The sequence below is a fragment of the Ruegeria sp. BB7 genome, from assembly GCF_056539365.1.
In genome coordinates this window covers 19,634-32,380 of the sequence record NZ_JBQFUV010000012.1, presented here as the reverse complement: position 1 = coordinate 32,380, position 12,747 = coordinate 19,634, and the positions used below count along the sequence as shown (strand labels likewise).

The window sequence follows — 12,747 nt, the reverse complement described above, 5'->3', positions numbered from 1 at the left end:
CTTGCTGTCAGATTTACCAATTCCGCAGCCGCTTCGGCCTCTACGACCTCAAAAGATGTGTATGTGCAGTGACGCCTGATCCAAAACGGCCTAATGGACAAAAGGTTCGGAATTCGGCTCCCAAAGATTGAATACTTACTACGAGCCTCCGCGAGTTGGGTGGACCGCTAGGGCTAGCGAACGCAGCAACTACTTCTCCTCAAATGTCATCTTCATCCGCGCCATATCATAGTCCAAAAGCCAAGAGTGTCGTGACTGGTATAAATCCGCGAGAACCTCTTTTCGTGTGGCGATTACATCCATTCCGCAATCATCGAATGGGTGCAGGACAATCTGTTTTTCGAAGTCAACGAGGTAAAGGCTGCCGTTGATCGCGGGCCGAATGGCCAGCTCGGAACCAAGCGCTAGCCAGAGCGCTTCCCTGATCAACTCAGGGTCCTCTAACAATACGGCAGCCCAATGCCTATACAGATCGCCACCGAACTCTTCGATATGATCAAGGTCGTTCTGGGCAACTGGTCCGAGTTCAATAAAGTCACTCTGAGAGAGTCCAATGGTCCTATAGGGTTCTAAGTGTTCCTTTGATGATATGACGTCACTATGGGCAGAACTCAGCAGCCAAACCGATGATTGGGCAAAGAGGTCCGCCGCCACAGCGTCAGCTCTTTCGAATGCTTGAATAAATCGCTTAATGGGGCGGCCAGCACCAACGGTTTCTCCACCGAGCTCAAATCTAAGAGCGGTATCAAATTCATAGAACAATCCATGGGGCAGTTCGGAATAACCAAACACGGCCTCAATCTCTTTAAGGGGGTCAATCATAGGATACTGATAGCAGTCAGAAAAGGTGAAACGCCAGACCCTCAAAGCCCGCCAGGATTTCGATTTGTGAGGTTTTCGCCCTGCCAGGTTTTACTCCCATCAGCGCTTTAGGTGATACTTTTGCCTTACGCAGAGCGTGGCTTTCCACATGGTTGAAACAGGCGTTTTACATATTGAGGACAAATTTACGTTCAAAACCAGATGTACCTTGGCAAAATCTTGGGGCACAAAATTGTACCCAATTGGTGAACTGCTTTTAATTATAAAAGTCAAAGGTGTAGCCGAATCTATGGATGTCCTCTGCGCAAACACCCCCGACCATTTGGGTCGCCTGATCAGAGTAGTAGCCGCGGAAATCACCAAGCCGATCAGATCTGTTGACAACCGGCAATGCCACGCGGAACCCGAGGTGATCGAACAAGGGCGCTGCGTCCTGATCGAAATGCTCTAAACGAATATAGATTTGGCATTGTTCCACCCCATCCGCGCGGGTCATATAGCGGCGCGCAGGGCTTTTCCGGAAGGACCGCGATGTGTGCGGGTGCAGAACAAAATCTTCGAAGGTCAGGGATTTGGCTAATGAAACTGCCGGATGATCAAATCCCTGCACCCGCAGCCAGTGATAATAGCTGACAATCCGGTCCCAAGGATTACGCACCAGAGTGAAAGTGGTCAGAGACTGCAATTCCTCAATCGAAAGAACGCCATCGATGTCCGCCAGCGTTGAATGTTTCCACAACCGCCCCCTGCCGGTCAGAGCTTTGGCCCGTTTGCGGCGTTTCAAGGCCTTGGGTGTGTCTCCAAATAGGATGTCATCCTTCATCGCGCGCTCTTCGAGGGCATGCGCCAACGACGTGCCGCCCGTTTTGGGAATATGGACAAAGACATAGCCTCGCCCGCGCGAGATGATCAAGCTGCCTCTCCGACTGCTGCAGCGCGTTTTGACCGCCAGCCCAACAATGCCCCTGCCGCCGCGATTAGCCCGATCCCGGCGATCTGCATGACACCGATCGTCTGGCCCAGCGCGCCCCACGCAAACAGCGGGCCGAAGATCATCACCGAGTATTCGAACACCGCCACATAAGAAGGTTCACCAATCTGATAGGATTTGATCAACATAAAGACCGCTATCGTTGAGCCAACCGCCTGTATGACGATCCAGAGCAGCGCAGGTTGCATTTGCCAGACCATACCCCGTGTGACGAAGCCGTCAGGAAAGGAATGCGGCACGAATGAAAACACGGCCAGCCCGATGGCCCCTGCCAAGCCAAGCGTAGCTATCATGGCCGCCAACAAAGCCACTGTGCTTTCCTGCGCGCAATGGCTGCGTGTGATGATGGCGCTGAGGGCATAGAAAAACCCGCCAGCCACGGGCAAAAGCGTCTTTGCGTCGAACTCATACGGGTTAAGCTGCAGCACACACAAGGTACCTGAAAACCCGATCACAACCGCCAGAATCCGCCACGGACCGATCCTTTGCCCCATCGCCAGCGCCGATATCAACAGCACAAAGATTGGCGACGTGAACAGGCCCGCCAGCGCCTGTGCAATCGGCATCAACGCCAATGAGGCAAAATAGAACAACATCGCCAGCGTGATCAACACGCTGCGCAAGATAACCGGCCCCAACCGTTGTGGGCGCAAACCACCCATACCTAAAAGAGACAGGCCAGCGATCAGCGGCAGCATCAGCAGGGCGCGGCTCAGATGGAACTGCCACAGGCCGATCGTTTCCGACAATAGGATCACCACGTTGTCGATTACCCCGATGATCGCCATTGCACTGACCATCAGGACCGCGGCCAAAATCGGTGAGGTCTGAGTATCTGCCTGCATTCTGTGCCTTGATCCTAAAAGGTGCGCCGGACCTATTTCCTACGCATCGTGATATCCAGCACATTTTTCAAACTCCGCGCAACAGGTTTGCGCCATTGGAATTTACCATGCTAAACTGAAGCAAAATAATAACGAGCATTTCTCATCTTGAAGACGGCATTTAAACAGTACCAACGGATCGAAGCCACCGGTCTGTGGCGCCCCTCGCCCGATGTGCAACGTCGCGAGGTCGTGGTATCGATCGGCGAAGCCACGCTGACAATTACGGATTTCAACGAACAGGCGCTTACCCATTGGTCTCTGGCGGCCTTAGAGCGCCAGAATCCGGGCAGCTTTCCGGCTATTTTCAACCCGGACGGCGATCCGGATGAGACGCTGGAACTGGAAGAATCCGAAACCACCATGATCGAGGCCATCGACCGCCTGCAGCGCGCCATTGACAGGGCGCGCCCCCACCCCGGTCGATTGCGCTGGTTCAGTGTTGCGGGCGTTGTGGTTGCTGTGGCCGCGATACTATTTCTGTGGCTGCCCCTCGCCCTGCAAAGCCATGTTGTGTCCGTCGTCCCCGATATCAAACGCAAGGATATCGGAAACACGATTTTGCAAAGAATCGAGCGGGTCTCGGGCCGAGCCTGCGCAGCCGAGGGCGCACAAGCCGCGCTGGATCAGCTGGCCGCACGCACCGGAGTCCAGAAGGTTGTCATTCTGCCCGCAGGCGTCCAAACCAGTCTGAGTCTTCCAGGTGGGATCGTTTTGCTGAATCGCGCATTGGTCGAGGATCACGAGGACCCCTCGGTTGCCGCTGGCTACATAATTGCCGAACGCGCGCGGGCCGAGGCGCAGGATCCGCTGAACGATCTGCTGGACCGCACCGGCGTCACCACCGCATTCCGGCTGCTGACAACCGGAGAACTGACATCCGAGAATATAGATACCTACACCGAGCAGGTTCTGTCCGAACCGCGCGCATCCTTGCCCGAGGATGAATTGCTGGAAGTGTTCGCGCAGGCTGCCTTGCCATCGACGCCTTATGCCTATGCGATGGATGCAACCGGCGAAACAGTGCTGGGCTTGATCGAGGCCGACCCAATGGCGGGCCGCCCCCTTCAGCAGGTTCTTTCGGATCGCGATTGGGTTCGGCTGCAAAATATCTGCAGTGAATAGCTTACTTGGTGCCGAACATCCGGTCACCCGCATCGCCAAGGCCGGGCATGATGTAGCCTTTGGAGTTTAGCTCTCGATCCAGCGCCGCTGTGACGATTTTGACATCCGGATGCGCTTCTTTCATGCGCTCTACCCCTTCGGGTGCTGCCAGCAGGCAGAGGAAGCGAATATCGGTCGCCCCTGCCTCTTTCAGCAAATCAATCGCCGCGGCAGAACTGTTGCCGGTGGCAAGCATTGGGTCGACAGCAATGACCAAACGATCTTTTAGCCCCTCTGGTGCCTTAAAGTAATACTGCACAGGCTTCAGGGTCTCTTCATCGCGGTAGAGCCCCACAAACCCGACGCGGGCCGAGGGGATCAACTCCAGCACCCCATCCAACATTCCATTCCCGGCTCGCAGGATCGAGACCAGCGCCAGTTTCTTACCGGCCAGAATGGGGGCGTCCATCTCTTCCATCGGAGTTTCGATATGGCGGGTTGTCAGTTTCAACTCCCGTGTGACCTCATAGGCCAGCAGCAATGTGATCTCGCGCAACAATTGCCGGAATTCAGCGGTCGAGTTGCCCTTGTCCCGCATGAGCGTCAGTTTGTGCTGCACCAGCGGGTGGTCAACGACGGTAAGGTGTTCGCTCATGTTCTCTCCAGTCTTTTCTTGACCCGCGCACGGGTGTCTTCATCGCAAAAGGCGGCGGCAAGGGCCGTATCGTTCAGGGCGGCAAAATCTTCAGCTTTCCAGCCGAAGGCTTTGCTCAGCATCTCATATTCGCGCCGCATGGTGGTATGAAAAAACGGCGGGTCATCCGTAGAAACGGTGACTTTGACGCCCGCATCGCGGAGTTTCGCGATCGGGTGGGTGTCGAAACCAGGGTACAGGCCCAGAACCACATTCGATCCGGGGCAGACCTCTAGCGTGACCTCACGGTCGACCAGTTCGTGTATCAGGTCCGGGTCTTCGATGGCCCGTACACCATGACCGATCCGTTCAACACCCAGGCTACGGATCGCATCACGCACGCTTTCAGGGCCGCCGAACTCACCTGCGTGTGTGGTTAGGCGCAAACCGGCCTCACGCGCGCAGTCGAAGGCCCACTCGTAGTCGCCCTGTTTACCAACGGATTCGTTGCCGCCCATACCAAAGCCTGTGATCCAATCGCCCGCTGTCTCAGCGGCACAATATGCGCTTCGCTTGGCCTGATCTGGTCCAAAATGGCGGACACAGGTCACGACACCGCGCAGGGTGATGTCGAATTTGCGCTCGGCCTCATCAGCAGCGTCCTGAATGGCGTTCAGGTAGTCACGCCAAGCATGCAAATCACCACCACCGCAAAAATCAGGGCTAAGGAAGGATTCCGAGTAAACTACCCCGTTCTCAGCACTTTCTTCGAGGATCGCCAAGGTCAATCGGCGAAAATCTTCGGGTGTTTTCAATACTTCGCAAGCGGCTTCATAGACACTGAGGAAATGCGCGAAATCGCGAAAGTCGTAGCTGCCGTCGGGCTTGAAGATACCACTTAGGTCCGTGCGCTTTTCATGAGCCAGCTGGCGAATGAATGCGGGCGGTGCCGCGCCCTCGTGGTGCAGGTGTAATTCGACTTTAGGCAGGTCAGCGACAGTCATAGGAAACTCTTTCCCGGCCCTTGCGCCGGAATGTTCAGGTGATGTGCGATACTGGCGGCGACGTCGGCGAAATTCACCGCGCCGATCTGGCCTGTTCCTTGCCCGGCTATCAAAACTGGCACTTGTTCGCGCGTGTGATCGGTGCCGATCCAGCTGGGATCATTGCCGTGATCAGCGGTCAGCAGCATCAGGTCTCCGGGGCGCAGTTTCTGAAGGATCACGCCAATCTCTCGGTCGAACCATTCCAGCGCGCGGGCATATCCGCTGATGTCACGGCGATGGCCATACAGGCTGTCAAATTCGACAAAATTGGCGAAAGTCAGGCTGCCCTCTTCGGCCTCATCGACCAGATCAGATAGGTGTCCCATCAGTTCGGCGTCCGATCCTTTGCGCAGCGTGTCGATCCCCTGCATCGAGAAAATATCGCCGATCTTGCCCACCGCATGCACACGCCGCCCTGCATCTTGCGCCCAGTTGGTCAGCACCGAAGCGGGTGGCAGAATAGCGTAGTCCTTGCGATTGGTGGTACGAGTGAAGCCCGTTTCAGGCGAGCCGACGAAGGGCCGCGCGATAACGCGCCCAACTTTCATCTCATGCAGACGCGGGGCTAATGATTTGCACATCTCCAGCAGGCGGTCGAGACCAAAGCTTTCCTCATGAGCGGCGATCTGGAAGACGCTGTCGGCAGAGGTGTAGCAGATCGGCCAACCTGTTCGCATATGCTCGGGCCCAAGCTCGGCAATAATGGCGGTGCCCGAGGCGTGACAATCACCAAGAATGCCTTCGGTTCCAGCAACCTCGGCAGCGGCTCGGCTCAGTTCAGGTGGAAAAGATGGTGAGGTGTCCGGGAAGTAATGCCAATCCCAGGGCACCGGCAGTCCAGCCAACTCCCAATGGCCCGAAGGCGTATCCTTGCCCAGCGAATGCTCGCGCGCGCAGCCCCAAGTGCCCACCGGTTCGGCCTGCAACTCCGGTGTGGCCGTACCCGAGGCCAAGCGTGTCGCCGCCCCTAGCCCCAGCGCATCCAGATTGGGCAGGTGCAACGGCCCCGAACGCCCGCCCTCGGCTTGACCCTCGGCGCAGGCCTGCGCAATGTGGGCCAGCGTGTTGGCCCCGGTATCAGGTGTCCCGCCATTAAAGAAACGATCCGCATCCGGTGCCCCACCGATTCCAACCGAGTCCATCACAACCAGAAACGCGCGGGTCACGAAGAAATCCTTTCGTGCACAAGTACAGGTGCCATGACTGCGTCAGGTCTGATCGTGATTGCCCGCAGAATCGTTTCGGCAGCATGCTGCGCGGCATCTTCGCGCGCCGCGTGAACAACCGCCACCGGCGCACCCTTGTTGACCTTATCACCAAGCCGGACAATGCCCGACAGACCAACGGCCGGGTCAATCACGTCATCTTCAACCTGCCGTCCACCGCCCAGCGCAACCACGGCAAGGCCTAGAGCCTCACCATCTATCGCCGTGATATAGCCGTCGGTTTCGGCTGAGACCTCAAGGATCACGCTGGCTTCGGGTAAGTAGCGCGACCAGTTCTCGACGAACTGCAACGGCCCGCCGACAGCAGCCATCATGCGACCGAAACGTTCCGCAGCGCGGCCATCACGGATGACATCTGTGATCTTGTCGCGCCCCTCGTCTGCCGTTGCGTACATCCCCGCATCAGCCAGCAGAACCCCACCCAGTTCCGCCGTGATTTCAGCGAGTGGCGTGTAATGCGTGTCGGTCAGAACCTTCATCACCTCGGCCACTTCTAGCGCGTTGCCCAGCGCAGGGGCCAGTGGTTGGTTCATATCCGTGATCACCGCAGATGTTCGGCAACCAGCGGCGTTTGCAGTCTCTGTCAAAGCGCGCGCCAAACTGCCCGCATCCTCGAGCGTTTTCATAAAGGCACCGCTGCCTACCTTGACGTCCAGCACCAATGCCTCGGGGCTGGCGGCCAGCTTCTTGGACAGGATCGACGCAGTGATAAGATCCAGGCTTTCAACGGTCGCCGTCACATCCCGGATCGCATAAAGCCGCTTGTCCGCAGGCGCAATCTGGCCCGTTGCGCCGACAATGGCTGCGCCGGTTTCGTGCAGGATCTGGGTCAGGCGTTCCTGCCCGATCTGCGTGCTGACGCCCGGTATCGATTCCAGTTTGTCCAGCGTGCCACCGGTATGGCCCAACCCGCGACCTGAGATCATGGGAACATACGCGCCGAGTTCGGCCAACACTGGTGCCAGCACCAGCGAAACGCAGTCGCCCACCCCTCCGGTCGAATGTTTGTCGATTACCGGGCCGTCAAGATCCCAGCTAAGCACATCACCGCTGTCGCGCATCGCCACGGTCAGATCGGCCCGCCCCTGCGCACCCAGCCCGCCCATGCAGACGGCCATTGCAAAAGCTCCGGCCTGCGCATCGCTGACGCCGCCATCAGCAAGCCCTTGCGCGAACCATGTCAGCTCTTCACTCGTCGGCACCTGTTCGCGGCGCAGTTTGGCAATAATCGAGCGGGCGTCCATCGGCTCAGACATCCTCCATATGCGAGGCGTCGAAGGCACCCGGCAGAAGATCCCCAATCGTGGTTTCGAACTCAGCACCGCCCACAGTGGCCAAGGTCACTTTGACGTCACGCTTTCCGAACTCGGCCAGCTTTTGGCGGCACCCGCCACACGGTGGCACAGGTTGCGGAGAAGACGCAACCACGTAAACTTCGGTCAGGGCTTGCTCGCCCGCCGCGACCATGGCGGCGATGGCACCGGCCTCGGCACAGGTGCCTTCGGGATAGGCGACGTTTTCTACGTTGCAACCCGAAAAAACCTGACCAGACGCCGCCCGGATTGCCGCACCAACCTTAAAGTTTGAATAGGGAGCATAGGCTTTTTCCCGGACTGACAGTGCCGCGTCTTTCAAAGTCATGGCGATTCCCCAATTTTTGATCACTTGGTCAGAAAGTCGTACCCTAAATGAAACTGCCCGGGAAGTTGAACCCCCAAGCGGAAGATTCCTTACCCCAGAACCGTATTGAACGTGCCGGGTAGCGTAACCTCCAGCAATTCCACATCTTCGGACGGATCAGCCAACCGGGTGCGCATACCGGGCGGGATCACGAAGGCATCGCCTTGCTCCAACCGATAGGGTTCCCGGCCTTCGCCCTCAAGTGTGACCTCGCCACTCATGACGAAGGTAAAGTGGATATCGGTATCATGGGTAGCCCAAACCGGATCGCCATGCCCTTTGCGTACAACCTGCACCCCGGCAACACCCTTGGTGTTTTCAGAAATGGTTGTATCGCGGCAGATGTAACCCGGCAGTCGGAACGCCCCCCATTCGGCGCCTTCGGCCTGATTGAATACGAACCGCTGGCCCTGCCATTCCCGGTCGGGGCGGTAATGTGGAGTCGGTAGGTCCATATCGTGATCAATTTCGGTGACATGTTCCGCCGGAACGCCAATCTCGATCACCTGAACGTTGTCTGAAGCCTCAAGCACCCGGTGACGGATTTCCGGTGGCTGGACAAAGCAATCGCCTGCGGTCAGGCGCATCTTTTCACCCTGATCTTCATAGACCACGTCTACCCAGCCATGGATACAGAAGATCAATTGAAATCCGACCTTGTGGAAATGCACCATATCCGGCACCGGCCCACCATCAGGAATGCGGATATGGCTGGCGATGATCGACCCACCCAACCGGTCCGGCACCAGATCGCGATAGTGCATACCAGCCCGACCAATAATCCACGGCGCCTGATCCTTAAGACGACGCACAACGAAGGAGTGCACCGTTTCCGGCATGACCATCGGTGGGTTCAGTTCATCAATCTCGACCCGTGTTCCATTGGGCGCCACCAGATCACGTTGACCGTTGGCAAATTCGTCCGGTTTGTCCGTCAGGATTCTCACGGTACCCGGCGTTTCTGGCGCATCCTTTTCGATCCGCAGACGCAAGCCGTGGCCCGAGAATACAGCGACACGAGGATCATCGGCGGGGTAAATCATGTCCATCCGCATACCCAGAACCTTGGTGTAAAACGGTATGTCGTTGCGCAGTTCCTGGGTCGGCAGGCGTATTTCAGCGCATATTTGGATTTGAGGTTTGCTCATTGACTGTCTCTTCGGCCTTGGTTTTCGGCCATCCGATCAGAACGGCGGCCAAAATGCCAATCGAAAAGAACATCTCGAGCGTTTCTTCCAGCACGAACAGACGGGTCGCCATGACTTCGGTCATCTCGGCCCCGATGGCACTACTGATTTCTTCCAACCCCTGAGCCACAACAGCGCACATGCCTGCTAGAAAGAACACCATAAGAAACGGAGCCCGGGTCTTGAGTACGCGCCACCCGGTCGGCCCCCCGTGCCAGATCAGACCGCCCAAAACGATCACCGCCAACACCACACGCACAATCGTCATGTCCAATAGGACATCCAGCCCGTGCAGAATAAAGTAAGGTACACTGTCAATTGCATAAATGTCGGCCTCAAGCTCTCGCTCTGCCAGCAACAGAAGGACCACGCCGATATATAATCGGCTTATCCCGCGATACCGGTACAGCGCCACCAGTGCCGCAATGAGCAAAGCCGCTGCCGAGCCAGTTTCGATCAGACCGCCCTCTTGATTGAATGCGGCTGCCTGAACTGGCCAAATCGAAATGCCGCACAGTATGACCACTGCCAATGCGATGGCAGCGCGAAATGCAAAACGGTCGGTTCCAAAACTGTTGCTTGTGATTAAAAGGCCAGAGTCTGACCCCAAGTTCTGCTTTGTGCTCATACGGCTGACCCCGGCTTCAAGGTCGACCGACAGTAAATGTTTTGCGATAGAAATCAACCACAGCGGCAAAACGGCCATATTTAACCTATCAACTGACGCGACGTAGCCAAGCCGGAAAAAATAGTTTAAGGCTAAATCAAATTTCAGAACGGAGCCAAAACGCCAATGTCCGATACACCCAGCCTGCGGCAGGCCGCGCTTGATTATCACGCCCATCCAAAGCCCGGCAAGCTGGAGATCAAGGCGACAAAACCGATGGCAAACGGTCGTGATCTTGCCCGCGCTTATTCCCCCGGAGTTGCTGAAGCAAGCCTTGAGATCAAGGCCGACCCACACAACGCTGCCCTATATACTGCGCGGGGCAATCTTGTGGCAGTTGTCTCGAACGGAACGGCAGTTCTGGGGCTTGGGAATATCGGCGCGCTGGCTTCAAAGCCGGTGATGGAAGGCAAGGCGGTTCTTTTCAAAAAGTTTGCGGGCATTGACTGTTTTGACATCGAAGTTGATCAGCCCGACCCGGAAAAGCTGGCCGACATCGTGTGCGCACTGGAGCCAACCTTCGGCGCCATCAATCTGGAAGACATCAAAGCCCCCGACTGTTTTATCGTCGAGAAAATCTGTCGCGAGCGGATGAACATTCCGGTTTTCCACGACGACCAACACGGCACCGCCATTGTTGTCGGCGCGGCCGCAAAAAACGCACTGCACGTGGCCAGAAAGAAGTTCGAAGAGATCAAGGTCGTCTCGACCGGAGGCGGCGCGGCGGGGATTGCCTGTCTGAGCATGCTGGTCAAACTTGGCGTCAAGCGCGAGAATATCTGGCTGTGTGACATTCATGGGCTGGTCTATGAAGGTCGCGCCAAGGATATGAACCCGCACAAGGACCAGTTCGCGCAGAAATCCGACCTGCGCACACTGGACGATGTGATTGGGGACGCTGACTTGTTTCTGGGTCTGAGCGGGCCCAACGTACTAAAGCCCGAGATGGTCAAGAAAATGGCCAAGCGCCCGATCATCTTTGCGCTGGCCAACCCGTCACCGGAGATTCTGCCACAAGCCGCGCGCGAGGTTGCCCCTGACGCGATCATCGCAACAGGCCGCAGCGATTTCCCCAATCAGGTGAACAACGTCCTGTGCTTCCCTTTCATTTTCCGGGGCGCTTTGGATGTAGGCGCAACCGAGATCAATGATGAAATGCAGATCGCATGCGTCGATGGTATCGCCGAAATGGCCCGTGCCACCACCAGCGCCGAAGCCGCCGCAGCCTATAAAGGTGAGCAACTGACTTTCGGCCCGGATTACCTGATCCCGAAACCATTTGATCCACGTCTGGTGGGCGTTGTGTCCTCGGCTGTTGCCAAGGCGGCTATGAAAAGCGGTGTGGCCAAGCGCCCGATCGACGATATCGAGGCCTATAAAGAGCGCCTGAATGAGACCGTGTTCAAATCCGCCCTTCTCATGCGCCCCGTTTTCGAGGCTGCAACTGCCGCCTCGCGACGGATCGTGTTTTCCGAGGGCGAGGACGAACGTGTTCTCCGTGCAGCTCAGGCCATTTTGGAAGAAACCACCGAGACACCTATTCTGATCGGCCGCCCGGACGTAATCGAAGCGCGATGTGAACGGTTGGGCCTTACTGTTCGCCCCGGCCATGACTTCCCGATCGTGAACCCGGAAGACGACCCACGGTATTACGAATACTGGAATTCCTATCACGAAATCATGCAGCGCCGTGGCGTCACCCCTGATCTTGCCAAGGCAATCATGCGCACAAACAACACCGCAATTGCCGCCATCATGGTTCATCGCGGTGATGCAGACAGCATGATCTGCGGCACTTTTGGCGAGTATCGCTGGCACCTGAACTATGTCGAACAGGTTCTGGCCAATGGTGAACAACATCCGCATGGTGCGTTGTCACTGATGATCCTTGAAGATGGCCCCCTGTTCATCGCCGATACGCATGTGAGACTATTGCCAACACCCGAGGAACTGGCTGAAATCACGATTGGGGCAGCCCGTCACGTGCGGCGATTTGGGATCGAACCCAATATCGCCTTCTGTTCACAATCGCAATTCGGCAACCAGGCCGAAGGGTCAGGAAAACGTCTGAGGGCCGCGCTGGAAATCCTCGATTCCGAACCGCGAGACTTTACCTATGAAGGTGAGATGAACCTTGATCTGGCGCTGGACCCGGAACTACGGTCGCGCATTTTTCCGAACTCGCGTCTGGAAGGCACGGCCAACGTGCTGATCTTTGCCCATGCGGATGCGGCCAGCGGTGTGCGCAACATCCTGAAGATGAAAGCTGATGGGCTTGAGGTTGGGCCGATCCTGATGGGCATGGGCAACAAGGCCCATATCGTGACCCCGTCTATAACGGCGCGTGGATTGCTGAACATGGCCGCAATTGCAGGCACGCCAGTCACGCAATACAGCTAGTCCACGACACTAAATCTCAGGTGCCCTCAGAGGCACCTGGGCACCAGTGATTCTTTGCATTCGATTGTTTGCAGATTTGCAAAACTGGCCCTCTGACACACACAAA

The 12,747-nt window shown here is 56.9% G+C and carries 12 protein-coding genes; 2 read left to right on the top strand and 10 right to left on the bottom strand.

The features are described from left to right. Positions 1-189 precede the first annotated feature (189 nt). The 3 genes from ACR0D7_RS15790 to ACR0D7_RS15780 form a co-directional block, all read right to left on the bottom strand. Positions 190-822 carry a DUF3885 domain-containing protein gene (locus tag ACR0D7_RS15790; protein ID WP_480679877.1) on the bottom strand — a complete coding sequence of 211 codons (633 nt, stop codon included), beginning with the start codon at positions 820-822 and terminating at the stop codon, positions 190-192. Between the two features lie 256 nt (positions 823-1,078). Continuing rightward, positions 1,079-1,735, bottom strand: a complete 657-nt coding sequence (locus ACR0D7_RS15785; protein ID WP_480679876.1) for a sulfotransferase family 2 domain-containing protein — start codon at positions 1,733-1,735, stop codon at positions 1,079-1,081. Beyond that, positions 1,732-2,658 carry a DMT family transporter gene (locus tag ACR0D7_RS15780; RefSeq protein WP_480679875.1) on the bottom strand — a complete coding sequence of 309 codons (927 nt, stop codon included), beginning with the start codon at positions 2,656-2,658 and terminating at the stop codon, positions 1,732-1,734. The genes ACR0D7_RS15785 and ACR0D7_RS15780 overlap by 4 nt, the downstream gene beginning before the upstream one ends. A gap of 147 nt (positions 2,659-2,805) precedes the next feature. Here ACR0D7_RS15780 and ACR0D7_RS15775 point away from each other — a divergent pair, with 147 nt between their 5' ends. Next, positions 2,806-3,822, top strand: coding sequence for a hypothetical protein (locus ACR0D7_RS15775; protein WP_480679874.1), 1,017 nt, complete (start codon positions 2,806-2,808; stop codon positions 3,820-3,822). 1 nt (position 3,823) lies between these two features. Here ACR0D7_RS15775 and upp read toward each other — a convergent pair whose 3' ends face one another. The 7 genes from upp to ACR0D7_RS15740 form a co-directional block, all read right to left on the bottom strand. Then, entirely contained in the window at positions 3,824-4,456 is a 633-nt protein-coding gene (gene upp, locus ACR0D7_RS15770; protein ID WP_480679873.1) for a uracil phosphoribosyltransferase, read from the bottom strand. Beyond that, a complete protein-coding gene (locus tag ACR0D7_RS15765) occupies positions 4,453-5,439 on the bottom strand; it encodes an adenosine deaminase (protein ID WP_480679872.1) in 987 nt (328 codons plus the stop codon). Before ACR0D7_RS15765 ends, upp begins: the two co-directional genes overlap by 4 nt. Next, complete coding sequence (locus ACR0D7_RS15760) at positions 5,436-6,647, bottom strand: phosphopentomutase (protein WP_480679870.1); 1,212 nt, start codon at positions 6,645-6,647, stop codon at positions 5,436-5,438. The genes ACR0D7_RS15765 and ACR0D7_RS15760 overlap by 4 nt, the downstream gene beginning before the upstream one ends. Beyond that, the gene (locus ACR0D7_RS15755; protein ID WP_480679929.1) at positions 6,644-7,951 is read right to left on the bottom strand and encodes a thymidine phosphorylase; all 1,308 of its coding nucleotides are present in this window, start codon (positions 7,949-7,951) and stop codon (positions 6,644-6,646) included. Before ACR0D7_RS15755 ends, ACR0D7_RS15760 begins: the two co-directional genes overlap by 4 nt. A gap of 4 nt (positions 7,952-7,955) precedes the next feature. Then, positions 7,956-8,348 (bottom strand): cytidine deaminase, encoded by a 393-nt coding sequence (locus ACR0D7_RS15750; RefSeq protein ID WP_480679869.1) that lies wholly within the window; start codon positions 8,346-8,348, stop codon positions 7,956-7,958. Between the two features lie 89 nt (positions 8,349-8,437). Further along, positions 8,438-9,535: a cupin domain-containing protein gene (locus tag ACR0D7_RS15745; RefSeq protein WP_480679868.1), complete on the bottom strand. Its 1,098-nt coding sequence runs from the start codon at positions 9,533-9,535 to the stop codon at positions 8,438-8,440. Next, positions 9,504-10,202 carry a hypothetical protein gene (locus ACR0D7_RS15740; RefSeq protein ID WP_480679867.1) on the bottom strand — a complete coding sequence of 233 codons (699 nt, stop codon included), beginning with the start codon at positions 10,200-10,202 and terminating at the stop codon, positions 9,504-9,506. Before ACR0D7_RS15740 ends, ACR0D7_RS15745 begins: the two co-directional genes overlap by 32 nt. A gap of 165 nt (positions 10,203-10,367) precedes the next feature. On the opposite strand from ACR0D7_RS15740, the gene ACR0D7_RS15735 reads away from it, so the two are divergent. Continuing rightward, positions 10,368-12,641, top strand: a complete 2,274-nt coding sequence (locus ACR0D7_RS15735) for an NADP-dependent malic enzyme (protein WP_480679865.1) — start codon at positions 10,368-10,370, stop codon at positions 12,639-12,641. The last annotated feature ends 106 nt before the right edge of the window (positions 12,642-12,747 follow it).

What these genes read in the sequence shown, in the direction of transcription:
- ACR0D7_RS15780 (WP_480679875.1), bottom strand. Translation starts at nt 2,658, where the DNA reads ATGCAGGCAGATACTCAGACCTCACCGATTTTGGCCGCGGTCCTGATG.
- ACR0D7_RS15735 (WP_480679865.1), top strand. Translation starts at nt 10,368, where the DNA reads ATGTCCGATACACCCAGCCTGCGGCAGGCCGCGCTTGATTATCACGCC.
- ACR0D7_RS15740 (WP_480679867.1), bottom strand. Translation starts at nt 10,202, where the DNA reads ATGAGCACAAAGCAGAACTTGGGGTCAGACTCTGGCCTTTTAATCACA.
- upp (WP_480679873.1), bottom strand. Translation starts at nt 4,456, where the DNA reads ATGAGCGAACACCTTACCGTCGTTGACCACCCGCTGGTGCAGCACAAA.
- ACR0D7_RS15750 (WP_480679869.1), bottom strand. Translation starts at nt 8,348, where the DNA reads ATGACTTTGAAAGACGCGGCACTGTCAGTCCGGGAAAAAGCCTATGCT.
- ACR0D7_RS15745 (WP_480679868.1), bottom strand. Translation starts at nt 9,535, where the DNA reads ATGAGCAAACCTCAAATCCAAATATGCGCTGAAATACGCCTGCCGACC.
- ACR0D7_RS15765 (WP_480679872.1), bottom strand. Translation starts at nt 5,439, where the DNA reads ATGACTGTCGCTGACCTGCCTAAAGTCGAATTACACCTGCACCACGAG.
- ACR0D7_RS15790 (WP_480679877.1), bottom strand. Translation starts at nt 822, where the DNA reads ATGATTGACCCCCTTAAAGAGATTGAGGCCGTGTTTGGTTATTCCGAA.
- ACR0D7_RS15755 (WP_480679929.1), bottom strand. Translation starts at nt 7,951, where the DNA reads ATGGACGCCCGCTCGATTATTGCCAAACTGCGCCGCGAACAGGTGCCG.